The following is a 17,827-nucleotide window of genomic DNA, read 5'->3' on the forward strand; positions in this document are numbered from 1 at the left end:
GGCAGACACAGTCAGCCCGGTCAGCAAGGGTTGTTCTCGCGGTTGAAGGATGCGTTCAACGGGCGTACGTGAGCTGTCCAAGGGCCGATTCGGACTTGTGCGGAGGACGTGACAACATGCCGTCATGTCCTCCGCACTGACCGATCTCTTCCCTCATCCGATCGTGCAGGCCCCCATGGCGGGCGGCGTCTCCGTGCCGCGCCTCGCCGCCGCCGTGTCCGATGCGGGCGGGCTCGGATTCCTCGCCGCCGGGTACAAGACGGCCGACGGGTTGTACCAGGAGATCAAGCAGCTGCGCGGGCTGACCGGACGCCCCTTCGGCGTCAACCTCTTCATGCCGCAGCCGGAGTACGCCGACCCCGCCGCCGTCGAGGTCTACGCCCACCAGCTGGCCGGCGAGGCCACCTGGTACGACACCGAACTCGGTGACCGCGACAGCGGCCGTGACGACGGGTACGACGCCAAGCTCGCCGTACTCCTCGACAACCCCGTGCCGGTGGCCTCCTTCCACTTCGGCATCCCGAGCAGCGAGGCCCTGGAGTCGCTGCGCCGCGCCGGCACCTTCACCCTCGTCACCGCGACCACCCCCGAAGAGGCCCTCGCCGTGCAGTACGCGGGCGCCGACGCGGTCATCGCGCAGGGCGTCGAGGCCGGCGGTCACCAGGGCACCCACCGCGACCTCCCCGAGCAGGACGGTTCCGGCCTCGGACTCCTCTCCCTGGTCGCCCAGATCCGCGAGACGGTGACCATTCCGGTCGTCGCCGCCGGCGGCATCATGCGTGGCAGCCAGATCGCCGCCGTCCTCGCCGCCGGCGCGTGCGCGGCCCAGCTCGGCACGGCGTTCCTCGCCAGCCACGAGTCCGGCGCCCACGACGTGCACAAGCAGGCGCTGACCAACCCGCTCTACGTCCGCACCGAGCTCACCCGCGCCTTCTCCGGCAGACCGGCCCGCGGCCTGGTCAACCGCTTCCTGCGCGAGCACGGACCGTACGCGCCCGCCGCCTACCCCGAGGTCCACCACCTCACCGCCCCGCTCCGCAAGGCCGCCGCCAAGGCCAAGGACGCCCAGGGCATGGCGCTGTGGGCGGGCCAGGGCCACCGGATGGCACGGGACCTGCCCGCGGGGCAGCTCGTGGAGATACTCGCGGCCGAACTCGACGCAGCGAGGACAGCGTTGTCGGGCAAGGGAGACCTGCGATGACCGCACCGGTGTTCGTGGTCGAGCACTTCGACGCGGGCGGCGACGGACGGTACGTCCTCGACGGCCCCGAAGGGCGCCACGCCGTCTCCGTGAAACGGCTCCAGCCCGGCGAGGACGTCATCCTCACCGACGGCGCCGGACGCCGGGCCGACTGCGTGGTGCTCGCCGCCGAGGGCAAGGACCGGCTGATCGTCCAGCTCGACTCGGTGACCGAGGAACCTCAGGCCCAGCCCCGCATCACTGTCGTCCAGGCCCTCCCCAAGGGCGACCGCGGTGAACTCGCCGTAGAGACCATGACCGAGGTCGGCGTCGACGCCATCGTGCCCTGGCAGGCGGCCCGCTGCATCACCCAGTGGAAGGGCGACCGGGGCCTGAAGGCGCTCGGCAAGTGGCGGGCCACCGCACGCGAGGCCGGCAAGCAGTCCCGCCGGGTCCGCTTCCCGGAGATCGCGGACGCGGCAAGTACCAAGCAGGTTGCCGCACTTCTCGCCAAAGCCGACTTCGCCGCCGTGCTCCACTCCGACTTCGAACGCGGCAGCGAGCCGCTGGCCACCGCCGAACTCCCCGACGAGGGCGAGATCGTGCTGGTCGTCGGTCCCGAAGGAGGCGTCGCGAAGGACGAGTTGGCGCTCTTCGAGGAGGCCGGTGCGCGCGCCTACGTCCTCGGGCCCACCGTGCTGCGCACGTCGACCGCCGGAACCGCGGCGACCGCTCTGCTCCTCGGCCGTACCGGCCGCTGGTCCTGACCCTTGGAAGGACGGCTGTGGAACTCGCACAGGTACGCCTGCTCGTCACCGACTTCGCCGCCTGCTACCGCTTCTACGCCGAGGTCCTCGGCCTCAAGCCCCAGTCGGGGGCGACGCAGGGGCCGTACGAGAAGTTCAGCCCCGCCACCGGCTCGGCGGGCATAGCCCTGCAGGACCGGTCGATGATGGCGGCGGTCCTCGGCGAACTGGGCGACACGGCCACCGGCCACCGGTCCCTGGTCGTGCTGCGCGTCGACGACCTGGACACCTACTGCGAGCAGATCGCCGCCCGCGGCGCCACCCTGCTGCACGGCCCGTCCCCGATGACGGACCGCATGCGCGTCGCCCACCTCAAGGACCCGGAGGGGAACCTGGTGGAACTCCAGGAGTGGCTGCTGCGCACCTGAGCACCGCGGCACCCGACCGGCGCACAGGTGGCCGTATGCGCCCTACCGTCCCGGGCGGGACGGTGGCAGGCTGCCCTCCATGGTGGCGTTGAGACGGAACGGGCGTCGGCCGCGCGGGGTGCGAGCAGCGGGTGTGATGGGGGTTGCCGTGCTGGCCGTGGGCGGGGTCGCCGCCTGCGATCCGACCGGTGCGGTCAGCTCCGCGACCGTGGCGTACACCACCGACCAGCTGGTCACCAAGGAGCTGAACCGGCAGAAGGCCGACGTGAGTTGGCTGACCTGCACGGCCTCGTACGACAACGGCGACCGGACGCCGAGTTCCAGTGTGAACACCGTCGCCACCGTCGACTGCGACGGGAAGACACGGGACGGCAAGGACATCACCGTCAAGGGCAAGGTGACCCGGACCGTCAGCGGCGCGTGTGTGCGCGGGGACCTCACCGCCACCGTCGGCGGCAGACAGTGGTTCCGCGTCGACGGGCTCGGCGACTGCAATGCCACCCCCACGCCCCCGGCCGGCAACCCGAGGCAGCCCGGCCCGACCGTCACCGTGACCGTCACCAAGACGATCTGGTGCCAGAACGACCCGCAGTGCTGGCCCGACGGCAAGTGATCGAAACCTCTGTGCACGGGCACCGCCCGTGCGTAGGGTAATCGGGTGACACAGCCTGCGACGTCTGCATATCTCCGGTTTCCGCACCTGCGGGGCGAGTTGGTGGCCTTCACCGCCGAGGACGACGTGTGGCTCGCGCCGCTCGACGGCGGGCGCGCCTGGCGGGTCAGCGCGGACAACGTGCCGGTCACCCACCCCCGTATCTCGCCCGACGGCACCACCGTTGCCTGGACCTCCGCCCGCGACGGCGCCCCCGAGGTGCACATCGCCCCGGTCGACGGCGGACCGTCCAGGAGGCTGACCCACTGGGGCAGTGCCCGCACCCAGGTGCGCGGCTGGACCCCGGACGGCGAGGTCCTCGCGATCACCACCCACGGCCAGGCCAGCCTGCGCCGCAGCTGGGCCCGCACCGTCCCGCTCGACGGCGGCCCCGGCACCACCCTGCCGTACGGCCCCGTCGGCCATGTCGCCGACGGCCCGGCGACCGTGATCCTCTCTGCTCCCATGGGCCGCGAGGCCGCCTGGTGGAAGCGCTACCGGGGAGGCACCGCGGGGAAGCTGTGGATCGACCGCGACGGCGACGGCGAATTCGTACGGCTCCACGAGGAGTTGGACGGAAACCTGGAGTACCCCGTGTGGGCGGGCGACCGGATCGCCTTCCTCTCCGACCACGAGGGGACCGGTGCCGTCTACTCCTCCCTCGCCGACGGCTCCGACCTGCGCCGGCACACCCCCCTTGACGGCTACTACGCCCGGCACGCGGCAGGCGACGGCACCCGGATCGTCTACACCTCCGCCGGCGAGCTGTGGATCCTCGACGACCTCGACGGCGCCGAACCGCGCCGCCTGGAGGTCCGGCTCGGCGGACAGCGCGCCGACCGGCAGCCGTTCCCCGTGGACGCCTCCCGCTGGTTCGGCTCGGCCGCCCCCGACCACACCGCACGCGGCAGCGCGGTCGCCGTGCGCGGCGCCGTCCACTGGGTCACCCACCGATCGGGCCCGGCCCGCGCGCTGGCCGCCGAACCCGGCGTCCGGGCCCGGCTGCCGCGCACCTTCCGCACCGAGGGCGAGGAGTGGGTGGTGTGGGTGACGGACGCGGAGGGCGACGACGCCCTGGAGTTCGCGCCCGCCACCGGACTCGCCCCCGGCGCCACCCCGCGCCGCCTCGCAGCGGGACAGCTCGGCCGCGTCCTGGGGCTCGCCATGGCCCCCGACGGCAGCCGGGCCGCGGTCGCCGCGCACGACGGCCGCGTGCTGCTCGTCGAGCGGGAGACCGGCGAGGTCCGCGAGGTCGACCGCAGCGAGGACGGCGACGTACGGGGCCTGACCTTCTCGCCCGACTCGGCCTGGCTCGCCTGGTCGCACCCCGGCCCCGCCCCGCTCTGCCAGCTCCGCCTCGCCAACACCACCGACCTGTCGGTCACCGAGGCGACCCCGCTGCGCTTCCAGGACTACGCCCCCGCGTTCACCCTCGACGGCAAGCACCTGGCCTTCCTCTCCAACCGCTCCTTCGACCCGGTCTACGACGAGCACGTCTTCGACCTCGCCTTCGTCATCGGCGACCGCCCGCACCTGATCACTCTGGCCGCGACCACCCCGTCCCCCTTCGGCCCGCAGCGCCACGGCCGCCCCTTCGAGGCCCCCGACAAGGACGAGACCCCCGACAGCGAGGGCACCCCGGCCACCCGCATCGACCTCGAAGGACTCGCCGACCGGATCGTGCCCTTCCCGGTGGAGGCCGGCCGCTACTCCAACCTGCGCGCGGCCAAGGACGGCGTGCTGTGGCTCCGGCACCCCGTCCAGGGTGTCCTCGGCTCCTCCCGGGCCACCCCCGACGACCCCGACCCCAAGACCGACCTCCAGCGCTACGACCTCGCCCAGCAGCGCCTCGAACACCTGGCCGTCGACGCCGACCACTTCGCCGTCAGCGGCGACGGCAAGCGGGTCCTGCTGTGGACCGACGGCCGACTGAAGGTCGTACCGAGCGACCGGCGTGCCTCCAACGACGACGACAGCGACACGAACATCTCCGTCGACCTCGGCCGCATCCGCCAGACCGTCGACCCGTCGGCCGAGTGGCGGCAGATGTACGAGGAGACCGGCCGCATCATGCGGGACCACTTCTGGCGTCCCGACATGAGCGGCGTCGACTGGAACGGCGTCCTCGACCGCTACCGTCCGGTCCTGGACCGCCTGGCCACCCACGACGACCTCGTCGACCTCCTGTGGGAGGTGCACGGCGAACTCGGCACCTCCCACGCCTACGTCACCCCCCGCGGCCACGGCGGTCACGGCCCCCGGCAGGGCCTGCTCGGCGCCGACATCTCCCGCCACGACGACGGCCCCCAGGGCTCGGCCCAGTGGCGCATCGACCGCATCCTGCCGACCGAGACCTCCGACCCCGCCGCCCGCTCCCCGCTCGCCGCACCCGGTGTCGCGGTGCGTGCCGGGGACGCGATCGTCGCCGTGGGCGGCCGGCCGGTCGACCCGGTCGCCGGCCCCGGCCCGCTCCTGGTCGGCACGGCCGGCCGGCCGATCGAGCTCACCGTCTCCCCGTCCGGCGGCGGCGACCTGCGCCACGCGGTGGTCGTCCCGGTCTCCGACGAGGAGCCCCTGCGCTACCACGCCTGGGTCGCCGACCGCCGCGCCTACGTCCACGAGAAGTCGGGCGGACGGCTCGGGTATCTGCACGTCCCGGACATGCAGGCCCCCGGCTGGGCTCAGATCCACCGCGATCTGCGCGTCGAGGTGGCCCGCGAGGGCCTGGTGGTCGACGTGCGCGAGAACCGCGGCGGCCACACCTCCCAGCTCGTCGTCGAGAAGCTGGCCCGCCGGATCGTCGGCTGGGCGGTACCGCGGGGGATGACCCCGTACAGCTACCCGCGCGACGCGCCGAGGGGCCCGGTCGTCGCCGTGGCCAACGAGTTCTCCGGCTCCGACGGCGACATCGTCAACGCGGCGATCAAGGCGCTGGGCATCGGCCCCGTCGTCGGCACCCGCACCTGGGGCGGGGTCATCGGGATCGACAGCCGCTACCGCCTGGTCGACGGCACGCTGATCACCCAGCCGAAGTACGCCTTCTGGCTGGAGGGCTACGAGTGGGGCGTCGAGAACCACGGCGTCGACCCGGACGTGGAGGTCCTCCAGCGGCCGCAGGACTATGCGGCGGGCCGGGACGCCCAGCTGGACGAGGCGGTGCGGATCGCCCTGGAGGCACTGGACAGCGCTCCTGCCAAGATTCCGCCGGCTCTGCCTGACTAAGATGCCCCCGAGATCCGAGGCGAAAGGAACACCATGCCAGGGGAACCCCAGGGCGACTGCCTGTTCTGCAAGATCGTCGAAGGCCAGATCCCGGCCACGATCGTCCGGGAGACGGACACCACCGTCGCCTTCAGGGACATCAACCCCCAGGCCCCCACCCACGTCCTCGTCATCCCCAAGGCCCACTACGAGAACGCCGCCGCCCTCGCCACCGCCGCCCCGGAACTGGCCGCGGACGTCCTCCGGGCAACCGAGGCCGTCGCGGAGCAGGAAAAGCTGGAGAGCTACCGCACCGTCTTCAACACGGGCACGGGCGCCGGACAAACGGTCTGGCACGCCCACGCCCATGTGATCGGCGGCCGCGGCCTCCACTGGCCCCCCGGGTAACTCCCCGTGTCCGTACGTGAATTGGTCGTCCTCGGCACCGCCAGCCAGGTCCCCACGAGGCACCGCAACCACAACGGCTACCTGCTGCGCTGGGACGGCGAGGGCCTCCTCTTCGACCCCGGCGAGGGCACCCAGCGCCAGATGCTGCGCGCCGGGGTCGCCGCCCACGACCTCCACCGGATCTGTGTCACCCACTTCCACGGCGACCATTCCCTCGGCCTCGCCGGCGTGATCCAGCGCATCAACCTCGACCGGGTCCCGCACCAGGTCACCGCCCATTACCCGGAGTCCGGGCAGCGCTTCTTCGACCGCCTGCGGTACGCGACGGCGTACCGGGAGACGGTTCAGCTCACCGAGGCACCGGTCGCGGCCGACGGGGTGCTCGCGCGGACGGGCGGCTACACGCTGGAGGCCCGCCGGCTCTCCCACCCCGTCGAGTCCTACGGCTACCGCCTCACGGAACCCGACGGCCGCCGCATGCTCCCCGACCGCCTCGCCGCGCACGGCATCAAGGGACCCGACGTCGGACGGATCCAAAAGGAAGGCTCCCTGAACGGCGTCCTCCTCGACGACGTCAGCGAGGTCCGCCGGGGCCAGCGGTTCGCGTTCGTCATGGACACCCGCCTGTGCGACGGCGTCCACGCCCTCGCGGACGGCTGCGACCTGCTCGTCATCGAGTCGACCTTCCTCGACGAGGACGAACGACTCGCCGTGGAACACGGTCATCTGACCGCCGGTCAGGCCGCTACGGCCGCCCGGGACGCCGGCGTACGGCATCTCGTGCTCACCCACTTCAGCCAGCGCTACTCCGAGCCGGCGGAGTTCGAACGGCAGGCGCGGGTGGCGGGGTACGAGGGCGAGCTGACCGTGGCCCACGACCTCCTGAGGGTGCCGGTTCCGAAACGGCGGTAAAGCGGCCGTACGATGCTTTGATGTCCCTCCCGAAAGCTGAACTGCACCTGCACATCGAAGGCACCCTGGAACCGGAGCTGGCTTTCGAGCTGGCCGCGCGCAACGGCGTCGAGCTGCCGTACGCCACCACGGACGAACTCCGCGAGGCGTACCGGTTCGAGGATCTCCAGTCCTTTCTGAACCTGTACTACGAGCTCATGGCCGTCCTGCGCACCGAGCGGGACTTCGAGGACCTGGCGAACACCTATCTCGCCCGGGCCGCCGCGCAGGGGGTGCGGCACGCGGAGATCTTCTTCGACCCGCAGGCGCACCTCGCGCGGGGCGTGGAGATGGGGACCGTGGTGGAGGGGCTGTGGCGGGCGCTGGGCAGCAGCTCGCAGAACCACGGCGTCTCGACGCAGCTGATCATGTGCTTCCTGCGGGACGAGTCCGCCGAGTCGGCCCTTCGGACGCTGGAGGCCGCGAAGCCGTATCTCGACCGGATCGTCGGGGTCGGGCTCGACTCCGCCGAGGTGGGGCATCCGCCGGTGAAGTTCCGCGAGGTGTACGAGGCCGCCGCGGCGCTGGGGCTGCGGCGGGTGGCGCACGCCGGGGAGGAGGGGCCGCCGGAGTACATCGTCGAGGCGCTGGACGTGCTCGGGGTGGAGCGGATCGACCACGGGCTGCGGTGCGTGGAGTCGCCGGAGCTGGTGGCCCGTCTTGTGCGGGACCGGATTCCGCTGACGCTGTGTCCGTTGTCCAACGTGCGGCTCCGTACGGTGGATGTGCTCGCCGATCATCCGCTGCCGGCCATGTTGGATGCGGGGTTGATGTGCACGGTGAACTCCGACGACCCGGCTTATTTCGGGGGTTATGCGGGGGACAACTTCGAGGCCGTTCAGCAGGCTCTGGGACTGAGTGAGGAGCGGCTGCGGGAGCTGGCCCGCAACTCCTTCCTCGCGTCCTTCTTGGAGCACGATGAGGAGCTGCGGGCCCGGTATCTGGCGGAAGTTGATGCGTACGAGTTCTGAGGTGCGTGGTCGGGTGCGGGTGCTTCGTGGCTTGTCGCGCCCGCGCGGCGGAGCCGCATATTGACACAGCCCCGCGCCCCTAAAAGCCAAAAGCACTCACGCCGCCGTCGCCTTGTCGTACACCTGGGCTTCCACCTGGATCTCCACCACCGGCAGCGTGCGCCTGCCCGCGCCCATCGCCACCGCCGTCATGGGTACGGCTAGCAGCAGCAGGCCCGCTGCCAGGACCGTGCCCATCACGGGGAAACCGGCCTCGGATGCGAGCAGGCTTCCCGTCAGGGGACCCGCCGCCGTGCCCAATGACGACGCCGAGCCGACCAGGACCGCCCAGCGGCCCCGGGGGTCCAGGGAGGCGGCCAGGCCGATCACGTACGACAGGACGATCGGGTAGAGCGTGTTCCAGGCGATCTCCCCGGTCGCGAAGGACGTCAGGTCGCTCGCGGAGGCGCTCAGGGTGATGCAGGCGGCGATGAGGACCGTGCCGCCGCCGATGGGGAGCGCGCGGCCCAGCCGGGGGCCGAGGGCGCCCGCGCCGACGACGCCCAGCAGGCCCGCGCCGAGCGCGATCGCGAACACCGCGCCGACCGTCGCCTCGGAGAGGTGGGCCTGGGTGAGGCCGATGCGGCCGCTGACGCCCCAGAGGGCGTTCTGGGCGAGGGACCAGCAAAGGAGGGTCGCGGCGAGGAGGAGGCCGGCGCGGAGGTGGGGGAGCGGGGTGCGGGTCTCCCGGCTCGGGACAGGGGCCGTGCGCAGGGGCAGACGGCTCGTCAGGGGCCACACCGCCAGGGCAGTGAGGGCGATCGCGGCGAGGGGCTGGCCGTGGCCGGGGCCCAGGTGCGGGACGGTCAGATAGACGGCACCGGCGAGTGCGGAGACGCCGAGCAGGCCGACCGTGGTGGCGCGGTGCGGGTCCGGCTGGGCGGCGATGCCGGTGGCGGCCACCGCCGTCGCCGTACCGGATCCGAAGCCGCCGATCAGGGCACCCACGACGACGGCCGGGACGGCGTGGGCGAGGGCGGCGCCCCCGTAGCCGAGGACGGCGAGGATGAGACCGACACGGGCGAGCGTGCGGGGGCCGACGCGGTCGACGCGGGAGGCGAGCAGGAAGCCCGCCGCCGCCGAACTCAGCAGCAGCGCGCTGCCGACGGCACCCGCCTCGGTGGCGGTGAGCGCGAGCCCGGAGTCGAGTCTGCCGACGGTCGTCGGCAGGAGGTAGGGGGCGAGGTACCCGGCCGTGAAAAGGGCAATGAGGGGCCAGGGCAGGGTGGAGCGAGGGGCGGACACGGGCGTTCCCAGGGCATGCGAAAGAAGCGGCTCGAAAAGGGGGTTGGGCGCAGGCCGTCGACGGACAGGAACGCGCGAAGAATTTGTATCAAGCACACGCTTGCGGAAGTAGACCGGGTCGCGTGATGTGGATCACGTACCGTTTGGGCTGAGGGAAGCCGGGTAGAAGCGGCCGTTTCCGGCCCGCCCCTAACGCCAGCTGGGAGCGCCTCCCGCACCCGGTGCCGTCGCCTCGATCTTGCTCCTGATCTCGCGCATCACCGCGATGATCTGCTGCTCGTGGTCCGGCGTCAGCCGGGCGACCGGCACCGAGCAGCTGACGGCGTCCTGGGCGGGGGAGTCGTAGCGCAGGGCGAAGCCGAAGCCGACGATGCCGAGGACGCCCTCCTCCCGGTCGACCGAGTAGCCGCGTGCGCGCACCTCGGCGAGGTCGGCCAGCAGGGACTCGCGGGTGGTGTGGGAGTTCGGGGTGAGTGCCTCGTACGGCCCCTCGGGGAGCCGTTCGTCGGGCCATTCGGCCAGCAGCGCCTTGCCCAGCGCGCCGACGTGCGCGGGCAGCCGTCGGCCGACCCTGCTGATGGTCCGCAGGTACTCGTGCGACTCGCGCGTCGCCAGATAGGCCACGTCCCGGCCGTCCAGCCGCCCCATGTGGATCGTCTCGCCCAGCGCCTGGGACGCCTCGTCGAGATAGGGCCGTACGACCCGCACGCGCGGGTCGGAGTCCAGATAGCTCGTGCCGGTGAGCAGGGCGTGGATGCCGATGCCGTAGAGCGAGCCGGTGACGTCGGTGCGGACCCAGCCGCGCGAGATCAGGGTCTGGAGCAGCGCGTACATCGAACTGCGCGGCACGCCCAGTGCCTCCGCGAGCTCCTGGAGCCGTGCCGGGCGGTCGCCGCGCGCGGCCAGCAGCTCGAGGAGCTCGACCGTGCGGGCCGCCGACTTCACCTCGCGGACACCGCCGGTCTCCGGGCGCTCGGCCCCTGTCTCTGACATGCGCCGATCGTAATCGGCCCCTCAAACCTGACACCGACCCATTGACGGACGGGATTCGCCTACCTAATCTCCATCTTCATACGTAGATTTCGTCTACATAGGGAGATGAGGGTGACTCCGGACCCGGACACGGCCCGACGACTGCGGGACGGCATGGCACGCGGCGTGCTGTCGTTCCCGCTCACGAGCTTCCACGACGACGGCACCCTCGACCCGGACGGCTTCCGCGCCCACGTCGCCGCCCAGCTCGCCACCGCCCCCGGCGCGGTCTTCCCCGCCTGCGGCACCGGTGAGTTCTTCTCCCTGGACGAGGACGAGTACCGGCAGGTCGTCACCATCACCGTCGAGGAGGCCGGCGGGCGGGTGCCCGTCGTCGCCGGCATCGGCTACGGCTGGGCGCAGGCCGTCCGCTTCGCCCGGATCGCCGAGGAAGCGGGAGCGGACGCCCTGCTGGTCCTCCCGCACTATCTGGTCGCCGCCCCGCAGGACGGCCTGGTCGCCCAGCTGGAGCAGATCGCGGCGCGGACCGGACTGCCCCTCATCGCCTACCAGCGCGGCCAAGTCGCGTTCGGCGTGGGCGCGTTCAAGCGCATCACCGAGATCCCCGGAGTCATCGGGCTCAAGGACGGACACAGCGACCTCGACCGGCTCCAGCGCCTCACCCTCGCCGCCCCCGAGGGCTTCCTGTTCTTCAACGGTGCCTCCACGGCCGAGATCCAGGCCCGCGCCTACGCCACCGTCGGCGTCCCCGCCTACTCCTCGGCCGTCCACGCCTTCGCCCCCGAGATCGCGAACGCCTTCTTCACCGCCCTGCACGACGGCGACCGGGGCGACGGCACGGTCGAGAAACTGCTGCGCGACTTCTACGTCCCGCTCGTCGAGCTCCGCGACCGGGTGCCCGGATACGCCGTGTCGCTGGTGAAGGCGGCGGCACGACTGCGGGGACGTCCGGTCGGACCCGTGCGCGCGCCGCTCACCGATCCGTCCGACGCCGACCTGACGGACCTCCGCCGGCTGCTGACCACCGGTCTCGACCTCGTTGGAGCCGCCCTGTGAACCTCACGATCACCGATGTCCGGTTGACGCCGATCCTCGTCGCCGATCCGCCGCTGCTCAACACCCAGGGCGTGCACCAGCCCTACACGCCCCGGCTGATCGTCGAGGTCGAGACCGCCGACGGGGTCGTGGGCGTTGGGGAGACGTACGGCGACACCAAGTACCTGGAGCTGGCCCGGCCGTTCGCCGCGAAGCTGATCGGGCGACAGGCCGGCGATCTCAACGGACTGTTCACGGTCGCGGACCAGGTGGCGGTCGATTCCTCCCGGGTCTCCGGGCAGGTCGACGTCGGCGGGCTGCGGGGCGTGCAGACCGCCGACAAACTGCGCCTGTCCGTCGTCTCCGGCTTCGAGGTGGCCTGTCTCGACGCGCTGGGCAAGGCGCTCGGGCTGCCCGTGCACGCGCTGCTCGGGGGCAAGGTGCGGGACGCGGTCGACTACAGCGCGTACCTGTTCTACAAGTGGGCCGCCCATCCCGAGGGCGTCGCCTCCGAGAAGGACGACTGGGGGGCGGCCCTCGACCCCGCGGGAGTGGTGGAACAGGCCCGGCTGTTCACCGAGCGGTACGGCTTCACGTCCTTCAAGCTCAAGGGCGGCGTCTTTCCGCCTGACGAGGAGATCGCGGCGGTCAGGGCCCTTGCCGAGGCGTTCCCCGGGCATCCCCTGCGACTCGATCCCAACGGGGCCTGGAGCGTGGCGACTTCGCTGAGGGTGGCCAGGGGGCTCGGGGACGTCCTGGAGTATCTGGAGGATCCCGCGCTGGGGACCGCCGCCATGGCCGAGGTGTCCGCCGGGACCGACGTGCCGCTGGCCACCAACATGTGTGTGACGACCTTCGCGGAGATCAAGGAGGCGTTCGCCCGGGACGCCGTCCAGGTGGTCCTCTCCGACCACCACTACTGGGGCGGACTGCGGAACACCCAGCAACTCGCCGCGATCTGCCGGACCTTCGGAGTGGGGGTGTCCATGCACTCCAACACCCATCTGGGCATCTCGCTGGCAGCGATGACCCACGTGGCGTCCACCGTGCCGAACCTTCACCACGCCTGCGACTCGCACTACCCGTGGCAGTCGGAGGACGTGCTGACCGAGCGGCTGGTCTTCGAGGACGGGGCCGTACGCGTCTGCGACGAGCCCGGGCTCGGTGTCGCACTCGACCGGGAGAAGGTGGAGTTCCTGCACCGGCGGTGGCTCGACGACGACGGATCGCTGCGGGAGCGGGATGACGCGGCGGCGATGCGGGTCGCCGAGCCGGGCTGGGAGACGCCCGCCGTACCTCGCTGGTAGCACCGGCATGAGGTCGCGGCCCCGACGGTTGCCGAGTGCGGGCATCCGTCGGGGCGCACGGTCGTGACGAAGGACGTCAAGGCGGGGCGAAGATCACCCCCGGCCGTCTGTCCGGTTACAGGCCCCAGCCCCAGCGCAGTTGTGCCACGCCCGAGGAGTTGTTCACCGCAAGTCCGCTGCCGTTCTGCCGGGTGATCGAATAGGTGTCGCCCGAGCGCAGGCCGGGCCAGTAGACGACGCCCATCTGACGGGACCTCGTCAGGTCCGTGGTGGCGGCGAAGTACGCGGTGAAGGTGTTGCCGTCCTGGTTCCCGCCGTAGTAGTTCAGCCCGGTCGTCATCGGGGCACCGGCCTCGTCGATGATGGTGCGGGACGAGTACGAGCCGAGCCGGTTGCTCAGGTTGGTGGTCCACGCCGAGCGGGTGGTGTCCGAGGCCCAGTACCCGTAGAAGTGCAGCGACAGCAGCGTGCCGTTCAGGGCGCTCGCCGCTCCGACGCCCGTGACGTTGTCGTTGTAGCCGGTGCCGCTGATGAGGACCCGCCCGCGGGGGGTGCTCGAATGCCGGGACAGCCACGAGGAGCAGAGCGACACCCAGTCGTTCAGGCTGTAACCGAACGGCTCGTTCATCGGCTCGAAGTAGACGTTGCCGTTGCTGCCGTAGTCGCTGATGACCTTGTCCCACATGGTGTTCCATGCGTTCATGTCATCGACTTTGCCGTCCTTGTTCGCTTCCCAGTAGCCGAAGATGACCTTCATGCCGTGGGACAGGGCCGAGTCGGCGGCGCCCTTGTACCGCGCCCACCAGTCCGAGTTGACGCTCTGCGGGTTGATCGGCAGCCGCACGGTGTTCGCGCCGAGCTGCTGCTGGAAGCCGCTGATGATGCCGTCGGCCTTGGAGCGGACGCTGTCGTAGCTGTCCCCGGCCGTGAGGCCGGTCGGGATCACCCAGCCGTCCACGTAATTGTCGCGGCTGTCCGCCCAGTTGACTCCGCGGAAGTCGTTCGTGGCGGCGGACGCGCCAGGGGAAACGGTCAGCAGTGGCGCGAGGAGTGCTGCGACCAGGAAGGCGCGCAGACGGGTGCGGGAGCGGAGGCGATTCACACGAACTCCATTGTTCGATTGCTCGATTCTCTCGATGTTTACGTAAACATCGCCCTGACGTGGGGCTACCCAGCTGAAGACGGGGGAGTTTCTGAATGCTGACCCCCCATGGATTTAGTGTCAAGAGCCTGTCAGGAGCCGTATCCCGTGTGACAGCGGCGGGTTGTCGGTGCTGTGGTGCAGACTGGCCTGATCCGCACCACGTCAGGGAGCGCACCGTGATCGCCTCCACCGCCTCCACCGCCTCCGCCGGAAAGCACCACCGCGACCGGCCCCGGGTCGACCCGCTGGCAGCCCTGCGCACGCCGGACGACCCGCCCTGGGACGTGTACCTCACGGGCCCCGTCTTCCTCGACATCGTCTTCACGGGACTCGACTCCGCCCCGGTGCGCGGGACCGAGTCCTGGGCCCGCGGGATGGGGTCGAGCCCCGGCGGCGTCGCGAACATGGCGACGGCCCTGGCCCGGCTCGGGCTGCGCACCTCGCTGGCCGCGGCCTTCGGCGACGACCACTACGGCGACTACTGCTGGGACGCCCTGGAGCACGGCGAGGGCATCGACCTCTCCCCGTCGCGCAGGGTCCCCGGCTGGCACTCCCCGGTCACCGTCTCGATGGCCTACGAGGGCGAGCGCACCATGGTCTCCCACGGCCACGAGCCGCCCCCCGAGGAGCCCGCGCCGGACTGCCCCCCACGCGCGCGTGCGGCCGTCGCGTCGCTGGAGCCGGGCAAGCGCGCCCCCTGGATCGCCCAGGCCGCGAGCAAGGGCACCTGCATCTTCGCCGACGTCGGCTGGGACGAGACCGGCGCCTGGGACCTCGCGGGCCTCGCCGACCTCGAACACTGCGAGGCCTTCCTGCCGAACGCGGAGGAGGCCATGCGCTACACCGGCGCCTCCTGCCCCCGCGAGGCCGCGCACGCGCTCACCGAGCATGTGCCGCTCGCCGTGGTCACCCTCGGCGCGGAGGGCGCGTACGCGGTGGACCGGCGTACCGGGGAGGCCGCCGAGGTCCCGGCGATCGAGGTCGAGGCGCTCGACCCGACCGGCGCCGGGGACGTCTTCGTGGCCGGCTTCGTCACCGGCACCCTCGCGGGCTGGCCGCTGGCGGACCGGCTGGCCTTCGCCGGCCTGACCGCCGCGCTCTCCGTCCAGGAGTTCGGCGGCTCCCTGTCCGCGCCGGGCTGGTCCGAGATCGGCGCCTGGTGGCGCAAGGTCCAGTCCGTCACCTCCCAGGACCCGACCGCGCTGCGACGGTACGCGTTCCTGGCGGACCTGGTCCCGGAGGAGGAGTCCCCGACCTGGCCCCTGCGCCGGGCGGTACCGACGATCGGCTTCGGCCGGTCGGCGTGAGCGTGTGGGCGGGGGCGGGGGGTATTGCTGCGGAGCGGGCCTGTCCCTGCGGCTTGTGGAGGGGCGGCTCGTGAGTCTTGCGGGAGGTCGGGCCGGCTGACCGGGCTGGGTGATACCTGCACTGGTGGATCTGCCTCCGTGGCTCGTCGACCTGAGCCGGCCGCAGGACTTCCGGTCCGCCGAACTTTGGATCGTCGGCGGCAGGTCGGCCCGTCAGTGTCCGCCCGCCCGCTCCAGTACCGACGCCACCTGCTCCCGGACCACCTCTCGGGCCGCGTCCGGCAGTGCACCGATCGGCGTACCGCTCAATGCGTCGAGCACGCTGTCCGCGGCCGCGTCGCAGGGCACGCTCTCGCTCAGGAAGTCGTAGCCGTCGCGGACCGCGACGCGCAGGACGGGGCGGTCGCCCGCGTGGACGGCCGTGGCGACGACCAGGGGCGGCGGGCCACCCGGAGCCTCGGCCACCTTGCGGTAGCCGCTGACCAGCGGATCGCTCCAGTGCAGGCTCAGCAGCAGCGGCTTCTTGGCGAGCACCTCGGCGAGATCGGCCTCGAAGGGACCCTCCGCCGCCAGCACCCGCGCGCGGGCGCCCAGCACGAGGGCCGCGGGCAGCAGACAGCGCAGGGTGCTGCCGACGACGTTCCCGCCGACCGTGGCGGCCCGCCGCACCGCCCCGGTGCCGATGCCGGCCGCGGCCCGGTGCAGCACCTCCGGCACCCGCTCGTCGATCCGGTGCAGCAGGACCGCCGCCCCCACCTCCCCGGCCCCGAGAACGTTCGCCTCCGGCACCTCGCGCAGCGACACGGCCTGCTCCGGGAAGCCGTCGCGTTGCCAGGCGGCCCACACCAGCGTGGCACCGCCGACGGGTACCGCCCCGTCGGTCAGACACTCCTGTGCCTCGGACAGGGACGTGGGCAGACGCAACAGCACGGTCTTCCTTCTTCGAACGGTCGGTGACTTCGAACACGCATGCAGTGAGCGCATTCTTTCCGGGGGCCCGGGGGAGCATGCAGGGCTCACCGCTGCATACAGGGCGCCCCGACCGTCGAAAAGCCCTACGGCGTTGTCAGTGCACCGTCGTACTCTTGACACCGTGAGGCCGCCTTCCTCTGCGCGGCCATGACGAGGAGGAACCGCAGGCGTTGATCGCCGGCCCATGACTCAGACACCCACAGGTCACAGCCCCGCGCAGGGGCAGGCGAGAGCACAGTTCACCGTCCCCGCCCAGCACCCCATGGTCTCGGTCCTGGGGTCGGGCGACTCGCTCCTGCGCGTGATCGAGAAGGCCTTCCCGGCGGCCGACATCCATGTCCGGGGCAATGAGATCAGCGCGACAGGCGCGGCGGTGGACGTCGCCCTCGTCCAGCGCCTGTTCGACGAGATGATGCTGGTGCTCCGCACCGGACAGCCGATGACGGAGGACGCAGTGGAACGCTCGATCGCCATGCTGCGGGCGAGCGAGAACGGGACGAGCGACGGCCAGGAGACCCCGGCCGAGGTGCTCACGCAGAACATCCTGTCCTCGCGCGGCCGCACCATCCGCCCCAAGACCCTCAACCAGAAGCGGTACGTCGACGCGATCGACAAGCACACGATCGTCTTCGGCATCGGCCCCGCCGGTACCGGCAAGACCTACCTCGCCATGGCGAAGGCGGTGCAGGCCCTGCAGTCCAAGCAGGTCAACCGCATCATCCTGACCCGCCCGGCGGTGGAGGCGGGAGAGCGGCTGGGCTTCCTGCCCGGCACCCTCTACGAGAAGATCGACCCGTATCTGCGCCCGCTGTACGACGCCCTGCACGACATGCTGGACCCGGACTCGATCCCGAAGCTGATGGCTTCGGGGACGATCGAGGTGGCGCCGCTGGCGTACATGAGGGGTCGCACTTTGAATGACGCCTTCATCATCCTGGACGAGGCCCAGAACACGAGCCCCGAGCAGATGAAGATGTTCCTCACCCGGCTCGGCTTCGACTCGAAGATCGTCATCACCGGTGACGTGACGCAGGTCGACCTGCCGAACGGCACCAAGTCCGGGCTGCGGCAGGTGCAGGACATCCTGGAGGGTGTGGACGACGTGCACTTCTCCCGCCTGTCGTCCCAGGACGTCGTACGACACAAGCTGGTCGGCCGTATCGTCGACGCGTACGAGAAGTACGACACCGAGAACGGTACGGAGAACGGCACCCACAAGGGCGGCCGGAACAAGCGGAAGTAGACAAG

The 17,827-nt window shown here is 71.5% G+C and carries 16 protein-coding genes; 12 read left to right on the plus strand and 4 right to left on the minus strand.

Annotated features, from left to right (window positions below):
* Positions 1-124: 124 nt before the first annotated feature.
* The 8 genes from ACZ39I_RS01625 (at position 125) to ACZ39I_RS01660 (ending at position 8,537) form a co-directional block, all read left to right on the plus strand.
* Positions 125-1,201, plus strand: coding sequence for a nitronate monooxygenase (locus ACZ39I_RS01625; RefSeq protein WP_467241666.1), 1,077 nt, complete (start codon positions 125-127; stop codon positions 1,199-1,201).
* Positions 1,198-1,947 (plus strand): 16S rRNA (uracil(1498)-N(3))-methyltransferase, encoded by a 750-nt coding sequence (locus ACZ39I_RS01630; protein WP_467241668.1) that lies wholly within the window; start codon positions 1,198-1,200, stop codon positions 1,945-1,947. Before ACZ39I_RS01625 ends, ACZ39I_RS01630 begins: the two co-directional genes overlap by 4 nt.
* 17 nt (positions 1,948-1,964) lie before the next feature.
* Entirely contained in the window at positions 1,965-2,354 is a 390-nt protein-coding gene (locus ACZ39I_RS01635) for a VOC family protein (RefSeq protein ID WP_467241670.1), read from the plus strand.
* Positions 2,355-2,490: 136 nt separating this feature from the next.
* The gene (locus ACZ39I_RS01640) at positions 2,491-2,967 is read left to right on the plus strand and encodes a hypothetical protein (RefSeq protein ID WP_467241672.1); all 477 of its coding nucleotides are present in this window, start codon (positions 2,491-2,493) and stop codon (positions 2,965-2,967) included.
* Between the two features lie 45 nt (positions 2,968-3,012).
* Positions 3,013-6,228: a S41 family peptidase gene (locus tag ACZ39I_RS01645; RefSeq protein WP_467241674.1), complete on the plus strand. Its 3,216-nt coding sequence runs from the start codon at positions 3,013-3,015 to the stop codon at positions 6,226-6,228.
* 33 nt (positions 6,229-6,261) lie between these two features.
* Positions 6,262-6,615 (plus strand): histidine triad nucleotide-binding protein, encoded by a 354-nt coding sequence (locus ACZ39I_RS01650; RefSeq protein WP_352383825.1) that lies wholly within the window; start codon positions 6,262-6,264, stop codon positions 6,613-6,615.
* Between the two features lie 6 nt (positions 6,616-6,621).
* Positions 6,622-7,527 carry a ribonuclease Z gene (locus ACZ39I_RS01655; protein WP_467241677.1) on the plus strand — a complete coding sequence of 302 codons (906 nt, stop codon included), beginning with the start codon at positions 6,622-6,624 and terminating at the stop codon, positions 7,525-7,527.
* 20 nt (positions 7,528-7,547) lie between these two features.
* Positions 7,548-8,537 carry an adenosine deaminase gene (locus ACZ39I_RS01660; RefSeq protein WP_467241679.1) on the plus strand — a complete coding sequence of 330 codons (990 nt, stop codon included), beginning with the start codon at positions 7,548-7,550 and terminating at the stop codon, positions 8,535-8,537.
* Between the two features lie 96 nt (positions 8,538-8,633).
* Here ACZ39I_RS01660 and ACZ39I_RS01665 read toward each other — a convergent pair whose 3' ends face one another.
* The gene (locus tag ACZ39I_RS01665; protein WP_467241681.1) at positions 8,634-9,821 is read right to left on the minus strand and encodes an MFS transporter; all 1,188 of its coding nucleotides are present in this window, start codon (positions 9,819-9,821) and stop codon (positions 8,634-8,636) included.
* 189 nt (positions 9,822-10,010) lie between these two features.
* Positions 10,011-10,814 carry an IclR family transcriptional regulator gene (locus tag ACZ39I_RS01670; protein WP_467241683.1) on the minus strand — a complete coding sequence of 268 codons (804 nt, stop codon included), beginning with the start codon at positions 10,812-10,814 and terminating at the stop codon, positions 10,011-10,013.
* A 105-nt stretch (positions 10,815-10,919) separates the two neighbouring features.
* Between ACZ39I_RS01670 and ACZ39I_RS01675 the strand changes: the two genes are divergently transcribed.
* Both ACZ39I_RS01675 and ACZ39I_RS01680 read left to right on the plus strand, forming a co-directional pair.
* Positions 10,920-11,870 carry a 5-dehydro-4-deoxyglucarate dehydratase gene (locus ACZ39I_RS01675; protein WP_467241685.1) on the plus strand — a complete coding sequence of 317 codons (951 nt, stop codon included), beginning with the start codon at positions 10,920-10,922 and terminating at the stop codon, positions 11,868-11,870.
* The gene (locus tag ACZ39I_RS01680) at positions 11,867-13,156 is read left to right on the plus strand and encodes a glucarate dehydratase family protein (RefSeq protein WP_467241687.1); all 1,290 of its coding nucleotides are present in this window, start codon (positions 11,867-11,869) and stop codon (positions 13,154-13,156) included. Before ACZ39I_RS01675 ends, ACZ39I_RS01680 begins: the two co-directional genes overlap by 4 nt.
* Positions 13,157-13,271: 115 nt before the next feature.
* On the opposite strand, the gene ACZ39I_RS01685 is transcribed toward ACZ39I_RS01680, so the two are convergent.
* A complete protein-coding gene (locus ACZ39I_RS01685; protein ID WP_467241690.1) occupies positions 13,272-14,258 on the minus strand; it encodes a cellulase family glycosylhydrolase in 987 nt (328 codons plus the stop codon).
* Positions 14,259-14,476: 218 nt separating this feature from the next.
* Here ACZ39I_RS01685 and ACZ39I_RS01690 point away from each other — a divergent pair, with 218 nt between their 5' ends.
* A complete protein-coding gene (locus tag ACZ39I_RS01690; RefSeq protein ID WP_467241691.1) occupies positions 14,477-15,607 on the plus strand; it encodes a carbohydrate kinase family protein in 1,131 nt (376 codons plus the stop codon).
* Positions 15,608-15,820: 213 nt separating this feature from the next.
* Here the strand turns inward: ACZ39I_RS01690 and ACZ39I_RS01695 are convergent, their stop codons facing one another.
* Positions 15,821-16,537 (minus strand): FAD binding domain-containing protein, encoded by a 717-nt coding sequence (locus ACZ39I_RS01695; RefSeq protein WP_467241693.1) that lies wholly within the window; start codon positions 16,535-16,537, stop codon positions 15,821-15,823.
* Positions 16,538-16,763: 226 nt separating this feature from the next.
* Between ACZ39I_RS01695 and ACZ39I_RS01700 the strand changes: the two genes are divergently transcribed.
* The gene (locus ACZ39I_RS01700) at positions 16,764-17,822 is read left to right on the plus strand and encodes a PhoH family protein (RefSeq protein WP_352383807.1); all 1,059 of its coding nucleotides are present in this window, start codon (positions 16,764-16,766) and stop codon (positions 17,820-17,822) included.
* Positions 17,823-17,827 lie beyond the last annotated feature (5 nt).

The organism is Streptomyces sp. NPDC024687 (assembly GCF_055559055.1).

What these genes read in the sequence shown, in the direction of transcription:
- ACZ39I_RS01650 (WP_352383825.1), top strand. Translation starts at nt 6,262, where the DNA reads ATGCCAGGGGAACCCCAGGGCGACTGCCTGTTCTGCAAGATCGTCGAA.
- ACZ39I_RS01625 (WP_467241666.1), top strand. Translation starts at nt 125, where the DNA reads ATGTCCTCCGCACTGACCGATCTCTTCCCTCATCCGATCGTGCAGGCC.
- ACZ39I_RS01640 (WP_467241672.1), top strand. Translation starts at nt 2,491, where the DNA reads ATGGGGGTTGCCGTGCTGGCCGTGGGCGGGGTCGCCGCCTGCGATCCG.
- ACZ39I_RS01660 (WP_467241679.1), top strand. Translation starts at nt 7,548, where the DNA reads ATGTCCCTCCCGAAAGCTGAACTGCACCTGCACATCGAAGGCACCCTG.
- ACZ39I_RS01630 (WP_467241668.1), top strand. Translation starts at nt 1,198, where the DNA reads ATGACCGCACCGGTGTTCGTGGTCGAGCACTTCGACGCGGGCGGCGAC.
- ACZ39I_RS01670 (WP_467241683.1), bottom strand. Translation starts at nt 10,814, where the DNA reads ATGTCAGAGACAGGGGCCGAGCGCCCGGAGACCGGCGGTGTCCGCGAG.
- ACZ39I_RS01675 (WP_467241685.1), top strand. Translation starts at nt 10,920, where the DNA reads ATGAGGGTGACTCCGGACCCGGACACGGCCCGACGACTGCGGGACGGC.
- ACZ39I_RS01700 (WP_352383807.1), top strand. Translation starts at nt 16,764, where the DNA reads ATGACTCAGACACCCACAGGTCACAGCCCCGCGCAGGGGCAGGCGAGA.